At 63.0% G+C, this 14,039-nt stretch carries 11 protein-coding genes; 5 read left to right on the forward strand and 6 right to left on the reverse strand.

Going from position 1 to position 14,039, the window contains the following annotated elements; translation table 11 throughout:
• Window positions 1-44: 44 nt before the first annotated feature.
• Both R2B70_RS09825 and R2B70_RS09830 read right to left on the reverse strand, forming a co-directional pair.
• Window positions 45-4,607, reverse strand: coding sequence for a beta strand repeat-containing protein (locus R2B70_RS09825; protein WP_318163283.1), 4,563 nt, complete (start codon window positions 4,605-4,607; stop codon window positions 45-47).
• Window positions 4,608-4,695: 88 nt separating this feature from the next.
• A complete protein-coding gene (locus R2B70_RS09830; RefSeq protein WP_318163284.1) occupies window positions 4,696-5,022 on the reverse strand; it encodes a PilZ domain-containing protein in 327 nt (108 codons plus the stop codon).
• A 173-nt stretch (window positions 5,023-5,195) separates the two neighbouring features.
• On the opposite strand from R2B70_RS09830, the gene R2B70_RS09835 reads away from it, so the two are divergent.
• Window positions 5,196-5,867: a response regulator transcription factor gene (locus R2B70_RS09835; protein ID WP_318163285.1), complete on the forward strand. Its 672-nt coding sequence runs from the start codon at window positions 5,196-5,198 to the stop codon at window positions 5,865-5,867.
• A gap of 154 nt (window positions 5,868-6,021) precedes the next feature.
• Here the strand turns inward: R2B70_RS09835 and R2B70_RS09840 are convergent, their stop codons facing one another.
• Together R2B70_RS09840 and dusC are read right to left on the reverse strand one after the other, a co-directional pair.
• Complete coding sequence (locus R2B70_RS09840; protein WP_042077763.1) at window positions 6,022-6,390, reverse strand: TraR/DksA family transcriptional regulator; 369 nt, start codon at window positions 6,388-6,390, stop codon at window positions 6,022-6,024.
• Window positions 6,391-6,486: 96 nt separating this feature from the next.
• Window positions 6,487-7,431 carry a tRNA dihydrouridine(16) synthase DusC gene (gene dusC, locus R2B70_RS09845; protein ID WP_318163286.1) on the reverse strand — a complete coding sequence of 315 codons (945 nt, stop codon included), beginning with the start codon at window positions 7,429-7,431 and terminating at the stop codon, window positions 6,487-6,489.
• Between the two features lie 177 nt (window positions 7,432-7,608).
• On the opposite strand from dusC, the gene R2B70_RS09850 reads away from it, so the two are divergent.
• The 4 genes from R2B70_RS09850 to R2B70_RS09865 all read left to right on the forward strand — a co-directional run bounded on the left by R2B70_RS09850 (window position 7,609) and on the right by R2B70_RS09865 (window position 11,804).
• Window positions 7,609-7,986: a YbaN family protein gene (locus R2B70_RS09850; protein ID WP_209792277.1), complete on the forward strand. Its 378-nt coding sequence runs from the start codon at window positions 7,609-7,611 to the stop codon at window positions 7,984-7,986.
• Between the two features lie 133 nt (window positions 7,987-8,119).
• Window positions 8,120-8,665, forward strand: a complete 546-nt coding sequence (gene apt, locus R2B70_RS09855; RefSeq protein ID WP_318163287.1) for an adenine phosphoribosyltransferase — start codon at window positions 8,120-8,122, stop codon at window positions 8,663-8,665.
• Window positions 8,666-8,838: 173 nt separating this feature from the next.
• Window positions 8,839-11,349, forward strand: coding sequence for a DNA polymerase III subunit gamma/tau (gene dnaX / locus R2B70_RS09860; RefSeq protein WP_318163288.1), 2,511 nt, complete (start codon window positions 8,839-8,841; stop codon window positions 11,347-11,349).
• Window positions 11,350-11,474: 125 nt separating this feature from the next.
• On the forward strand, window positions 11,475-11,804 hold the full coding sequence (locus R2B70_RS09865; protein WP_042077772.1) for a YbaB/EbfC family nucleoid-associated protein: 330 nt from the start codon (window positions 11,475-11,477) through the stop codon (window positions 11,802-11,804).
• Between the two features lie 455 nt (window positions 11,805-12,259).
• On the opposite strand, the gene ycaC is transcribed toward R2B70_RS09865, so the two are convergent.
• Window positions 12,260-12,886, reverse strand: coding sequence for an isochorismate family cysteine hydrolase YcaC (gene ycaC / locus R2B70_RS09870; RefSeq protein WP_042077773.1), 627 nt, complete (start codon window positions 12,884-12,886; stop codon window positions 12,260-12,262).
• 235 nt (window positions 12,887-13,121) lie between these two features.
• Window positions 13,122-13,988: a pirin family protein gene (locus R2B70_RS09875; protein WP_318163289.1), complete on the reverse strand. Its 867-nt coding sequence runs from the start codon at window positions 13,986-13,988 to the stop codon at window positions 13,122-13,124.
• Window positions 13,989-14,039: the final 51 nt, after the last annotated feature.

Raw genomic sequence — 14,039 nt, forward strand, 5'->3', positions numbered from 1 at the left:
GTGGAATTCGTCAGCACTATATTCTGACTCCCCCGATGGTGCCGCTATATGCTCAGCAGATGGTCACTCCCCTCGAACAGGAGCTTCACGACGTCGCTACCGCTGGTGCCGTAATTGGCAAGCGACGCTACGTCCACGAAGTTGGCGCCGCCGCTGGCGCCGTTGGTATCCACCTGCACGGTAACCGAGTTGCCTGACTGCGTCAGGCGAACAAAATCCGACTCTTGGCTCCCTGCGGTGAAATTAGCATCCAGCAGGTCCGATAGGTCGATGCTGTCACCTTCGGAGAAGTTGTAGTCGATGATCGAGTCTAAGTGGCTCACCCCCGTCTGGGCGAACACGAAGCGGTCGGCGCCCGCTCCGCCGCCCAGCACGTCATTGCCATCTCCACCACTCAGCACGTCGTTGTCTCCGCCCGCGAGCAGCAGGTCGTTGCCGCCGCCTCCATTGAGGATGTCCGTCCCGCTGTTGCCAAACAGCAGGTCGTTCTTGTTCAGGCCGTTCAGGGTTTCCGCGCCCGAGGAGGAGGCGATCAGATCGTTGTCGCCGTTGCTGCCGTCCAGCGGCGTGCCGTTGTCGGCGACCAAGGTGTAGGCTGCGGTACCCAGCGTGTAGCCATGGATGGTGCCGCCATTGCTGAAGGTGAGGGTCTCCACCTGTGCGCCGGCAAACTGATCCTGAACTGTGATATGGGTGTCACTGATGTCGAGCAGCAGATGGCTGCCGACCCGCTCGACGTGGAGGGCGGACAGTGCCGTGCTGTCTGTCGGTGAACTGGTGTTGATCAGCAGGGCGTCGTTGTTGCCGCCACTGTCCCGGACTATGTCCGAGCCATCGGCGAGACCGAAACGGTAGATATCGCCGTTGCTGCTGCCGCCGAGCAGCACGTCGTTGCCCTGGCCGCCGACCAGGGTCTCGCTGGCGCTGTTGCTACCGATCAGTATTTCGTTACCCTCCGTGCCATCCAGGCTGCCCAAGCCGTCTCGGAGTATGGATACGGTTGCCGCAGCGCCAGTCAGCGTGCCATCGGTGGCCGCATAGCTGAATGAGCCCCCGGCAGGGGTACTGTCGATGAAGCTGACGCTGCCGCTGCTTCCCAAGCCGGCAGAATGAGTGACTGTTCCGTCTGAGGCGCTACCGACATTGGTTACATCCAGCAAGCCGTCTCCATTGCTGCTGTCGTTCAGCAGCAGCGACCACTCCGGGATCAGGATGGCGGTGCCCAGCGCAATGCTGGTGATCACGCTGTCGGCTGTGGTGGTCGGTGGCTCGCCCACATCGGTCACGCCTATGGTGAAGGATGTGCTGTTGCTGGACCCGTCGGCGCTGGTGGCCCGCACGGTAATGCTGTGGTTGGTGGCGGTCTCGTAATCGAGCGCTGCGGCCACTGTGACCACCCCAGTGCTGCTGTTGATGGTGAAGCGGCCATCGGCATCGTTGCTCAGCGAGTAGGTGATGGCCTGGCCGCCGGCGTCGGCATCACTGGCGGAGGCAGTGATTCCCACTTGGGTACCAATGGCGGCGTTCTCGGCCACCGAGTTGCTGGCAACATTGCTATCGTTCGGGCCAAGCACCGGGTTGTCGTTGACATCGTTGATGGCGATGGTGAAAGTCTGCGCCTTGCTGGAGCCATCGGCACTGGTGGCAGTGACCTCGATATTCACGCTGGCACCGAGGGCTTCGCGGTCGATGGCGGCGGCAACGGTGACCACGCCGGTGGCGGGATCGATGGCAAACAGGCCGCCGGGATTGCCGGACAGGCTGTAGGTGACGGCATTGGTGGTGGCGTCGGCGTCGCTGGCAAAGGCGGTGACGCCGACCAGGGAGCCGATGGCGATGTTCTCGTCGACGGCATTGGCGGCGGCGTTGGTGTCGGTCGGGGTAGTGACATCGAACTCGTCGACATCGTTGATGACGATGGTGAAGGTCTGCGCCTTGCTGGAGCCATCGGCACTGGTGGCAGTGACCTCGATATTCACGCTGGCACCGAGGGCTTCACGGTCGATGGCGGCGGCGACGGTGACCACGCCGGTGGCGGGATCGATGGCAAACAGGCCGCCGGGATTGCCGGACAGGCTGTAGGTGACGGCATTGGTGGTGGCGTCGGCGTCGCTGGCAAAGGCGGTGACGCCGACCAGGGAGCCGATGGCGATGTTCTCGTCGACGGCATTGGCGGCGGCGTTGGTGTCGGTCGGGGTAGTGACATCGAACTCGTCGACATCGTTGATGGCGATGGTGAAGGTCTGCGCCTTGCTGGAGCCATCGGCACTGGTGGCAGTGACCTCGATATTCACGCTGGCACCGAGGGCTTCACGGTCGATGGCGGCGGCAACGGTGACCACGCCGGTGGCGGGATCGATGGCAAACAGGCCGCCGGGATTGCCGGACAGGCTGTAGGTGACGGCATTGGTGGTGGCGTCGGCGTCGCTGGCAAAGGCGGTGACGCCGACCAGGGAGCCGATGGCGATGTTCTCATCGACGGCATTGGTGGCGGCGTTGGTGTCGGTCGGGGTAGTGACATCGAACTCGTCGACATCGTTGATGACGATGGTGAAGGTCTGCGCCTTGCTGGAGCCATCGGCACTGGTGGCAGTGACCTCGATATTCACGCTGGCACCGAGGGCTTCACGGTCGATGGCGGCGGCGACGGTGACCACGCCGGTGGCGGGATCGATGGCAAACAGGCCGCCGGGATTGCCGGACAGGCTGTAGGTGACGGCATTGGTGGTGGCGTCGGCGTCGCTGGCAAAGGCGGTGACGCCGACCAGGGAGCCGATGGCGATGTTCTCGTCGACGGCATTGGCGGCGGCGTTGGTGTCGGTCGGGGTAGTGACATCGAACTCGTCGACATCGTTGATGGCGATGGTGAAGGTCTGCGCCTTGCTGGAGCCATCGGCACTGGTGGCAGTGACCTCGATATTCACGCTGGCACCGAGGGCTTCACGGTCGATGGCGGCGGCGACGGTGACCACGCCGGTGGCGGGATCGATGGCAAACAGGCCGCCGGGATTGCCGGACAGGCTGTAGGTGACGGCATTGGTGGTGGCGTCGGCGTCGCTGGCAAAGGCGGTGACGCCGACCAGGGAGCCGATGGCGATGTTCTCGTCGACGGCATTGGTGGCGGCGTTGGTGTCGGTCGGGGTAGTGACATCGAACTCGTCGACATCGTTGATGACGATGGTGAAGGTCTGCGCCTTGCTGGAGCCATCGGCACTGGTGGCAGTGACCTCGATATTCACGCTGGCACCGAGGGCTTCACGGTCGATGGCGGCGGCAACGGTGACCACGCCGGTGGCGGGATCGATGGCAAACAGGCCGCCGGGATTGCCGGACAGGCTGTAGGTGACGGCATTGGTGGTGGCGTCGGCGTCGCTGGCAAAGGCGGTGACGCCGACCAGGGAGCCGATGGCGATGTTCTCGTCGACGGCATTGGTGGCGGCGTTGGTGTCGGTCGGGGTAGTGACATCGAACTCGTCGACATCGTTGATGGCGATGGTGAAAGCCTGCTCGTCGAAGGCACTGCCATCGGAGACGCGTACCACCACTTCATAGGTGCTGTCGCCGTTGCTGTCGCCCGGGCTTTCCCGGTTGGGCGCGTTGACAAACGACAGGACGCCGGTGTTGGGATTTATGGTGAAGAGTCCTGCATCGGCGCCACCGACTATGGTGTAGGTCAGCAGCGCACCGAAGTCCGGGTCACTGGCCGTCACTGTGGTGACCACAGTGGTGTTTTCGTCGATGGCCAGAGCAGCCGAACTGCCGCCCCCGTTGGAGGTGATGGTGGGGCCGTTGTTCTGCACACCGAGGAAGTCGGTGTTGCTCAGGTCCTTGAGACCGTCGAGTTTGATCACCAGATCGGCCTGGCCGTCGCCGTTGGTATCGGCCTTGACGTAGGTGGCATTCTGCCCGGCGTTCTGCTCGTACCAGACACCGTTGATCAGGGAAGTGGTGCCTCCCCACTTGAGGTCGGTGGAACCCAGCAACGGGCGCAGGTCGATCTTGTCGTTGTCCGGGTTGGCGTCATGCACACCGGAAAAGTCACGGATAGTATCCATCCCGCCACTATTGGATTCCATCGCGCTCTGGTAGACGAAGAGGTCATTGCCGCTGCCACCGCTCAGCAGATCGGCGCCATTGCCGCCCTGGAGGGTATCGTCACCGCCTTCACCGTAGACGGTGTCGTTGCCGTTGCCGGCATAGATATAGTCGTTGCCGCCACTTGCATGGCCATCGCCGTTGTCGCCATAGATGGTCTCCGAGCCATTGCCGCCGTAGATGGTGTCGCTGCCGGCGAGGGCTCGGCTCTGCTGCCGGTAGTCATCCCAGCCGTCGCCGTAGATGACGTCGTTACCGTTCTCGCTGTTGACAAGCGATGTCCCGATGACGTCGTTGCCGGATCCGCCATAGACGAGGTCCTGGCCGTTGCCGCCGGAGAGGGTATCGTCCCCGAGCCCGCCGTAGAGGGTATCCTCGCCGTTGCCGCCCAGCAGGGTGTCGCTCCCGCTGCCGCCGTCGAGCATGTCACTGCCATTGCCTCCATCTATGAGGTCGGCTCCTGTGCCGCCAAAGAGAGAGTCGTTTTTATTGGTGCCGCTGATGTCAGCCATGGGTCTGCTCCTTCAGAAAGCGGGAAGATGATTCGGTATGGAGACAAGATCGCCGTCCTGGCCATCTGCTCTTGCACCGAGCAACTCTTCATTTGGTGCAACTGTCGGGGATCTCCTTCACCAGCAGTTGCAGGTCTTTGATTTTGATGGCCATACCGGTGAGAGGGCCGTCCCGGTCTTGCCGCACTATCTGCCCGCAACACCGGATCTTCATGGCACCGTGCGTCACCCCCGGCTCGAGATCAAAGCAGACGTCACGCCCTTCTTTCTCAGGCGTGGCGGCCTCCTCGAGTTGCAGGTAGCAGCCCCCGATGCTGATGTCCCGGGTGAACCCTGTCTGGCCCGAGAGCCGGACAGGTATCACCGTCCTGATGCGCTCATGCTGGCGAGCATGGATATGTGTGGGCGTTGTCATGCCGATTAGCCTAGGCCAGAAGGGGAAGATGAAAAATGGAAGAATCAGACCGATTTATGTGGGACAAAGTGTCGGTCGACCCAGGACAAAACCAGGATATTTCAACTAATTTGAGAGGGGACCATTGTCAGGCAGGATGCCTGTCACGTTGTCGTAGGCGTAGGGGGCGGGGTATGGATACCAGAATCAATGTCATCGTGATCTGCGACTTGCCGATAGTCGCATGGGGGTTGCGCGGGGCCATTAACGCACAGCCCAACGAGATGGACGTCATCGCTTGCGTTGCCGATCCCGTCGAGGCCGTGCAGTGGATGGTACCGGGCAAGACGTGTGTCGTCCTGTTCGATCTGGATGGCCGCAACGGCATCGACCAAATTCCGCCCCTGCTGTGCGATACCCACGTGCGCGTGCTGGTGATCGCCACTGCGCAGGGCACCGAACTGCAGGAGAGAGCGGTATTGGCCGGGGCCTGCGGCGCCATCAGCAAGTGGGAACCGGTGGAGGTGCTGTACAAGGCCATCCGCAAGGTGCACGGGGGCGAGTACTGGGTCGATCGCGCCGCCACCGAGCGGATCCTGATGGCCATCGCGAGGGAGAAGGGGGCTCACCACGCCGAGCAGGCGAAGATAGCGCGGCTGACCCGCAAGGAGAGACTGACCATCGCGGCCATTACCCTGGGCGTCGATGCCAATACCCTCGAGATCGCGCGGCGCCTCAACATCAGTGAGCACACCCTGCGCAATCACCTGACATCCATTTACGCCAAGCTGGGCATTCGCAATCGAATGGGCCTCTATGCCTATGCACAGAAGCATGCGCTGACAGAGCAAGGATCCCAGACCTGAAACGCCTGTCGGCCTCCCAAGGCTGCGATGATCTTGCCGCAGGCCACCGGGGCCCGCGTGATGAAGGGGCCGGGGGCCCTTGTCGGGTGGAGAGTCAGCTATGGCCTTGGCAAGAGGGGGAGGGCATGGATGGCAATGGGCAGGGGAAGGCCCATCAGAGTTCGTGGGCGTGGAATCCCTTGCGATAGCGGGCTTCACAGCGCGGACAGCGCTGCAGGCTGGGATCCTGATCGAGCTGTTCGACGATGAGCGGCTCCTCGCAATCGGAGCAGAGGCCATAGAGCCCCAGCTCCATCTGGCAAAGCGCGGCGTCGATGCGCTTGAGGCGCGCCACGCTCTGCTCCACCTTGGGCAGATCGAGGCGACCGGTCAGGTCCACCAGCTGATCCCGCTCGCAGGATGCCACCTTCTGTGCCCAGTCGTCACGTCGACAGGCCTTGAGCTGGCCTATCAGCTCTTCTCTTGTTTGTGCCCAATCGGTCAGCAGGCGCTCATGCCATTCGGCCAACCGGGCTTGCGTCACTTCACACACAGCAGCCCCCAAAGACGAGTGATAAAACTCGGCCAGTATAGGGAAACCCGCGGTTTATCAAGATGACATGAGTCAAGTAAAAGTGGGTTAGCTCACAGTTTTCGCGGCTTGCAGCAAGGCGTCCCGGATAGGTCCTGTCTCTTTGTGCAGACGAATCTCCTGGAAAAGTACGGCAGCCTGGGGATATTCACGCTTGAGATAGCTGAACCACTGCTTGATCCGGCTGGGATAGTAGTCGGCCTTCTCGCTCGCCAGATCCTGCTCGGTGTAGGTCACCATTAGCTGCAGTACCTCGGCCCAGCTCATGTGGGGGCACCCCGTCTTCATCACGTTGGCCAGGTTGGGCAGCGAGATGGCACCGCGCCCGACCATGAGGGCGTCGCAGCCGGAGACCCGGGCGCAGGTCAGGGCATCCTGGTGATCCCAGATCTCGCCGTTGGCGGTGACGGGAATGGGCAGGGCGCGGCGAATGGCGTCCACGTACTCCCAGTGGGCCGGGGCCTTGTAGCCTTCGCGCTTGGTACGGGCATGGACTGCCAGCTCGTTGGCCCCTCCCTGATAGACGGCCTGGGCGTTGTCCAGATAGAGCTCCTTGTCATCATAACCCAGGCGGATCTTGGCACTGACCGGCAGGTGGGCGGGCACCGCGTCCCGTACCGCCTTGACGATGCGATAGACGGTTTCGGGCTCCTTGAGCAGCACGGCGCCCCCCTTGCTCTTGTTGACCGTGGGGGCGGGGCAGCCGAAGTTGAGATCGACCCCGGGGGAGCCGAGCTCGATGGCGCGCACTGCGTTTTCGGCGAGCCATTCCGGGTGCTGGCCCAGCAGCTGCACCCGTACCGGGGTGCCGGCGCGGGTCTTGCCATCCTGTCTGAGCTCGGGGCAGAGACGATGGAAGACCTTGGCGGGCAGCAGCTGATCGACCACCCGGATGAATTCGCTGACGCAGAGGTCGTAATCGTTGACGGAGGTGAGCACTTCCCGCATCAGGTGATCCAGGACCCCCTGCATGGGGGCCAAAATAACGCGCATAGCTGCTTCCGAAGACAAGGGGAGAAAAAAGAGCGCAGATTGTAGTGGCAATGGCCGGGATTGTCAGCCGTCTGCCCACTCGATGAACCCAATCGACGGCCGCCGCCTGGGCCAGTCTGTCAGCTTCCGGGCCAACTCTGTTAGGCTAAAGGCAGAGATGCATTCAGAGGAGTACCCATGAAACGCTGGTGTCTGATGGCCTTGGGCTGGCTTGCCTTCGCCACCGGGATAGTCGGGATAGTCCTGCCCCTGCTGCCGACGACGCCCTTCATGCTGCTGGCGGCGGCCCTCTTTGCCCGATCCTCCCCCCGGTTTCACCGCTGGATGCTGGCTCACCCCTGGTTCGGCCCCCCCATCCTCGACTGGCAGCAGTATCGCGGCATTCGCCGTCATGCCAGACGTCGGGCGGTCGTCTTCATCCTGATCTCGTTCTCGGTGTCGCTCCTGGTGGTACCGCTGCCCTGGGTGAGGTGGTTGCTCGTTGTCATAATGGTGATCCTGCTCACCTGGTTGATGCGTCTGCCTGTGCTGGAGCCGGTTGCAATGAAGAAGTGAAATCCCTAAGCTATCGCGGCAATAATGCTATGGAGTCGGCTCGTCATTTTTGCGTGACGGGCCTTTTTATTGCCCCCAGGCGGAGATCCTATGTGCCGCCATAGCTGGGCTCAAAAAAATAAGCGGTCAAATAATGAATCCGGATACCCTGAAGTTTATCGAAGCGAGCATCAAGACCATTCCCGACTACCCGAAGCCGGGCATCCTGTTTCGCGACATCACCAGCCTGATCGAGAATGCCGAGGCCTTCAAGGCCACCATCGATCTGCTGGCCGATCATTACCGTGATCAAGGGATCACCAAGATCGTCGGTACCGAGGCCCGCGGCTTCATCTTCGGCGCCCCGGTCGCCTACGCCATGGGGCTGGGTTTTGTGCCGGTGCGCAAGCCTGGCAAGCTGCCCCGCAGCGTCATCGAGGAGTCCTACGCCCTCGAGTACGGCACCGATACCCTGCAGTTGCACACCGATGCCATCGTGCCCGGTGACAAGGTGCTGGTAGTGGACGATCTGCTGGCCACCGGCGGCACCGTCGATGCCACCGTCAAGCTCATCCGCCGTGCCGGCGGTGAGGTGGTCGATGCCGCCTTCATCATCTCCCTGCCGTCCCTCGGTGGCGAGGCTCGCCTGACGGCCGCCGGCGTCAAGGTGATCTCCCTGGTGGAACTCGCGGGCGAGTAACCCCCCTGGCAGGCGGGCCTCGTCAACCTGCCGCCAGCCTCAGACCGGTGCCTGAATGGGCACCGGTTTGAAATTCAAGCGATCCCTCCCAAGGCGGCCGATAGTCCATACAGCCCTCCCGCCATTTGTGTTAGCATCCTGCCTCAATGCCTCGTTTTCCAGCATCGAGATCTATGAGCTATCAGGTTCTGGCGCGCAAATGGCGCCCCCATACGTTTGAACAAGTGGTTGGCCAGCAGCATGTGCTGACTGCCTTGACCAATGCCCTGGATCAGGGACGGCTGCATCACGCCTACCTGCTGAGCGGCACCCGCGGTGTCGGCAAGACCACCATAGCCCGGATCCTGGCCAAGAGCCTCAACTGCGAGCAGGGGATCAGCAGCCATCCGTGCGGCGTATGCGACACCTGCCGCGAAATCGATCAGGGCAATTTCGTCGATCTGCTGGAGATCGATGCGGCCTCCCGCACCAAGGTGGAAGATACCCGCGAACTGCTGGACAACGTGCAGTACCGCCCGGCCCGCGGCCGCTTCAAGGTGTACCTCATCGACGAGGTGCACATGCTGTCGCGCCACAGCTTCAATGCGCTGCTCAAAACCCTGGAAGAGCCGCCCCCCTATGTGAAGTTCCTGCTGGCCACCACGGATCCGCAGAAGCTCCCCATCACCATCTTGTCGCGCTGCCTGCAGTTTCACCTCAAGAGCCTGGATCAGACCCAGATCGCCAAGCAGCTGGAGTGGGTGCTGGACAGGGAAGGCCAGCCGTTCGAGCCGCGCGCCTTGCTGGCGTTGGCCAAGGCGGCCGACGGCAGCATGCGCGACGCCCTGAGCCTGACGGATCAGGCGCTGGCCCACGGCAACGGCAGCGTGCGGCTCGACGCCGTGCTCGCCATGCTGGGGACACTCGATCATCACCACCTGCACCAGCTGCTGGAGGCGGTGCTCCGCCAGGACGCCCCGGCCACCATGGCCAAGATCACCGAAATCGCCACCCTGGGGCCGGATTTTGATCAGCTTCACGCCGAGCTGGAAGCCTTGCTGCACCGCGTCGCCATGGCCCAATTGCTGCCCGCCAGCGTGCAGGAGCAGGGTGCGGATGCCGATGCCCTGTTGCAGCTCGCCCAGGCCATGAGCCCGGAAGAGGTACAGCTCTGCTACCAGATCGTGCTCGGCGGACGCAAGGATCTGCCCTGGGCGCCCGACGGGCGCACCGCACTGGAGATGACCTGCCTGCGGATGCTGGCCTTTTCGCCGCGCCGCGAGGTACTGCACCCCGCCAATCTGACGGCCCTGCCCCCTTCCATGGCAGGGCAGGTCACCTCCTCTGCGGTGGGGAGGGAGACTGGTTCTATCCCGCCGGGAAAGCCTCAAGGGGCTGAGCCAGCCCCGCATCAGGGGACCAGGGCGATCGGTGCGAGCGAACCCGCAGCCATGGCGGCGAGCGGACCCATGCCTGAGTTGCAGGCCGATGAACCGGCACCCGGTGACGATGAGCCCAATGCGAGCCTCTTTGCCGAGCAGAGCGAACTGCTGCAAGCCGCAGAGCAAATGGGGTACGAGGTGCAGTCCATGGCGCCTGAGGCGAGGCCGGACGACCTGGCTGCCGCAAAGGAGGCCTGCGAGCCCGAATCGTCGCATTCTTCCCATGATGGCCCTGCTCCCGAACCAGCCCAGGAGCCCGAGGCGGCGCCTTCGGCGGCCTCCAGCATGCAGAGCCTGCTGGGCAAGCGCAATCTGCTGCGCAGTCGCCTGCGCGGCGAGCAGAGCGCGGGCGCCGCGCCCGCCCGGACGACCCCCAAGCCGCTGGCAGTGGCAAAACCTGCGCCTGGTGTGCAAGCCGCCGTCCCCTCGACCCTGGTTGCCGAACTACCTGTGGCGCGACCGGATAGTCAGGGGCAAGCGCCCGCCCTGGGGTATGACGACCTGCCGCCCCTCGATGCCTATGAAGAGAGCGGCAGTGACTACGAAGAGTATCTGAATCAAGGTTTCAGCGACGGGTTCGCCAGCGCCCCGCTGCCGGAGCGGGCTGCACCGGCCCCTCATCCTGCCATTGTGACCATGGCTCCCCCGGAGCAGGACCTGCCGCCCTGGGATCTGGACGCTGACGTCAGCCGGCGGGCCACGGCACCGTCGACTGCGCCGCTCTCGCCTCCCGTGGCCGTGCCTCAGGAGGCTGTGAGCAGGCCGGAACCCGCCGTCCCGGTGATGGAGACCATCGACTGGGACGCGCTGGAAAATGACGATCAGCCGGAGGAGGCGGGGGAGGTATCCCGTCTGATCCCGTCCTCTCTCCTGGTCAACTGCGGCGATCCCTGGGCCGAGCTGATCGCCCGTACCGGGGTAGGGGGCCGGCTGCGCCAGCTCGCCATCAACTCGGTGATGAGCCAGCAGGGGGAGCTGGTCTCCCTCGTTCTCAAGCCAGAGCAGCGTCATCTGGTGAGCGACAAGGCCCGCGCCGATCTGGCCGAGATCATAGGCCCGGCATTGGGGGGCAGGGTGCGCATCGAGGTGACCCTGGGCACGGATCCCGAGCGGGAGACGCCGCTCGAGATTGAGCACCGTCTCTATCTCGGGGTCCGTGAGCAGGTGAGCCGGGATCTGGCGGCCGATCCCAACGTACAGTTTTTGCAGCAACGATTCGGCGCCGTGCTCCATCCCGAGAGCATCGAGCCCCTGAGTCGTTGACGCGCGGTCAAAAAACCGCGCCGGGGTCTGGATCCCCGTTGAAAAGCCTTTTGGCTGCCCCCACTTAGGGCAGATGAACCCACAGCCCGGCGCTGGATGCCGGATTTCAAGACGAGAGACGATCTATGTTTGGTAAAGGTGGAATGGGTAACCTGATGAAACAGGCCCAGCAGATGCAAGAGCGCATGCAGAAGATGCAGGAGCAGCTGGCCCAGATGGAAGTGGTCGGCGAAGCCGGCGCCGGCATGGTCAAGGTGACCATGGCAGGCAGCCACAGCGTGCGCCGCATCGAGATCGATCCCAGCCTGATGGAAGATGACAAGGAGATGCTGGAAGATCTGGTCGCCGCCGCCGTCAACGACGCCGTGCGCCGGGTGGAAGAGCAGAACAAGAGCAAGATGAGCGAGCTGACCGGCGGCATGCAATTGCCCCCGGGCTTCAAGATGCCGTTCTGAGGGCTGAACGCCTTTCAAATCTGGATGTCCTGATCCATGGCTAGGGCGCAGCTGATAGGGTTCCTACCCTGTCAGCTGCGTTTTGTTTTTCCTTCACCCAGCCCACTATTGTGCCGGGCCTGTCTGGACAAGGCGAAGTCCCCATTCCCGAATGCGCTGCGTCGCAGCTGTCCGTGTGGCAGGGCCTAGTGCTATGCCTTGCAGCCAGCCGGCATCCCCGCATTATCAGGCTTGCTGCGGGTTTTAGGCGCATCTGGCTCACCTGATCGAGAGAATATTGCCGCCCCGCTCACGAGTACCCATCTGATGGGGCGCACGTCACCATGAACGACGGATCTATTCCATACGCTAGAGCAGCAGCCTGACGCATTGATATGCTCGGGAGAAAGGGGGCATATAGCCCAGATGTGGCACCAGTAAAAGAAAAGGCCCCGGATTCCCGGGGCCGGTGTGTATTACTTGCTGCTCTGGACGGTGGTGTAGCTGTTGATCAGATTGCGATAGTCGGGGATGTGGTTGGCGAACAGGGTGCCCAGGCCTTCCACATCGTTGCGCCAGTCGCGGTGCAGTTCACAGGCGGCGCCAAACCAGGTCATCAGCTGCGCCCCGGCGGATGACATGCGATCCCAGGCCGAGTGACGAGTGATCTCGTTGAACGTTCCCGAGGCATCGGTGATGACAAACACCTCGTACCCCTCCTCGAGTGCGGACAGGGCCGGGAAGGCCACGCACACCTCGGTGACGATGCCGGCGATGATCAGCTGTTTCTTGCCGGTGGCCTTGACTGCCTTGACGAACTCCTCGTTGTCCCAGGCGTTGATCTGCCCGGGGCGGGCAATGTAAGGGGCATCCGGGAAGGTCTCCTTGAGCTCCGTCATCAATGGGCCGTTGGGCCCGTTTTCGAAACTGGTGGTCAGTATGGTGGGCAGCTGGAAATACTTGGCCGTCGCGGCCAGCGCCAGGACATTGTTGCGAAACTTGTCCGGCTCGATGTCGCGCACCAGGGAGGAGAGGCCGGCCTGGTGATCCACCAGCAGCACGGCAGCGTTGTGCTTGTCGAGTTTGACGTAGGGCTTGTTCATGACTTTTCTCCAGGTTTGTTGGTCAGGACATTCACGCTGGGGATCCAGCACTTCGTGGTTGTTGCAGGACGATTGGTGCCTTGTCGTTCGACCGCCTCCACCGGGCTATCCAGGGGGAGCAGGCCAGCCAGCACGGGAGCCAGTGTGATGCCCTGTGCCATCCCGGCGTGGCCGGATCCGGCGCCGCCGACATGGGCCGGGCTGTTCACTGTGCGCCTGTTGCCTGACTTTGGGTTCAGCGTCCGATCTGGCCGAAACGGCCGCTGTTGTAATCATTGATGGCCTGCACGATCTCTTCCTGGGTATTCATGACGAAGGGACCGTGACCGACGATGGGTTCATTGAGGGGGGCGCCATTGAGTAGCAGCAACGTCGTCTCCTCCTCGACCTCCATCACCAGTTCCGTGCCGCGGCGCTCCATGACTGCCAGTTCGGCGGTGCGGACCGGGTGGCGGTCGCCAAGACGGATAGCCCCTTTGAGCACGAACAAGGCGGTGGTGTGCCCTTCCGGCAAGGGGATCGTGACCCTGTGGTGGGCGTTCAGGCGCGTGTCCCAGACGTTCATCGGGGTAAAGGTGCGGGCAGGGCCAGCTGTCTCGCCGAAGCGCCCGGCGATGATGCGCGCTTCGCCAGCGCCATCCGGCAAGGCCACCCGAGGGATCTCTCCTGCGGTGATGCCCTGGTAGCCAGGGGCCGTCATCTTGTCACGGGCGGGCAGGTTCACCCACAGCTGCACCATCTCGAAGGCGCCACCCGTCCTGGCAAAGTCCGGGCTGTGGTACTCCTCGTGGATAAGGCCGGACGCGGCCGTCATCCACTGCACATCCCCCGGTCCTATGGTGCCGCCGCCCCCCGAGGAGTCTCTGTGCGAGACGCCGCCTTCATAGACGATGGTCACCGTTTCGAACCCGCGATGAGGATGCTGGCCGACCCCGAGCCGATGGGATGTGGCCGGGAAAGTAGCCGGGCCCGCGTAGTCCATCAGCAGGAAGGGGGACATCTCCTCGGCGATGTCGTTGTAGGAGAAGATGCTCCTGACGGGGAAGCCGTCACCCACCCAGTGTCGTCCGTTGCTGCGCTTGATAAATGCCAGTTCTTTCATCTCGGTGTCTCCATGAAGCGATGGAAACAGTGTAGGAAGTGGTCATCTGTC

It is taken from the genome of Aeromonas sp. XH, assembly GCF_033348475.1.
In the GTDB taxonomy this organism is placed as follows: Bacteria; Pseudomonadota; Gammaproteobacteria; order Enterobacterales; family Aeromonadaceae; genus Aeromonas; species Aeromonas sanarellii.

Coding starts and splice junctions, on each gene's coding strand:
- dnaX (WP_318163288.1), top strand. CDS start 8,839: ATGAGCTATCAGGTTCTGGCGCGCAAATGGCGCCCCCATACGTTTGAA.
- dusC (WP_318163286.1), bottom strand. CDS start 7,431: ATGCGCGTTATTTTGGCCCCCATGCAGGGGGTCCTGGATCACCTGATG.
- R2B70_RS09835 (WP_318163285.1), top strand. CDS start 5,196: ATGGATACCAGAATCAATGTCATCGTGATCTGCGACTTGCCGATAGTC.
- R2B70_RS09875 (WP_318163289.1), bottom strand. CDS start 13,988: ATGAAAGAACTGGCATTTATCAAGCGCAGCAACGGACGACACTGGGTG.
- R2B70_RS09865 (WP_042077772.1), top strand. CDS start 11,475: ATGTTTGGTAAAGGTGGAATGGGTAACCTGATGAAACAGGCCCAGCAG.
- apt (WP_318163287.1), top strand. CDS start 8,120: ATGAATCCGGATACCCTGAAGTTTATCGAAGCGAGCATCAAGACCATT.
- R2B70_RS09850 (WP_209792277.1), top strand. CDS start 7,609: ATGAAACGCTGGTGTCTGATGGCCTTGGGCTGGCTTGCCTTCGCCACC.
- ycaC (WP_042077773.1), bottom strand. CDS start 12,886: ATGAACAAGCCCTACGTCAAACTCGACAAGCACAACGCTGCCGTGCTG.
- R2B70_RS09825 (WP_318163283.1), bottom strand. CDS start 4,607: ATGGCTGACATCAGCGGCACCAATAAAAACGACTCTCTCTTTGGCGGC.
- R2B70_RS09830 (WP_318163284.1), bottom strand. CDS start 5,022: ATGACAACGCCCACACATATCCATGCTCGCCAGCATGAGCGCATCAGG.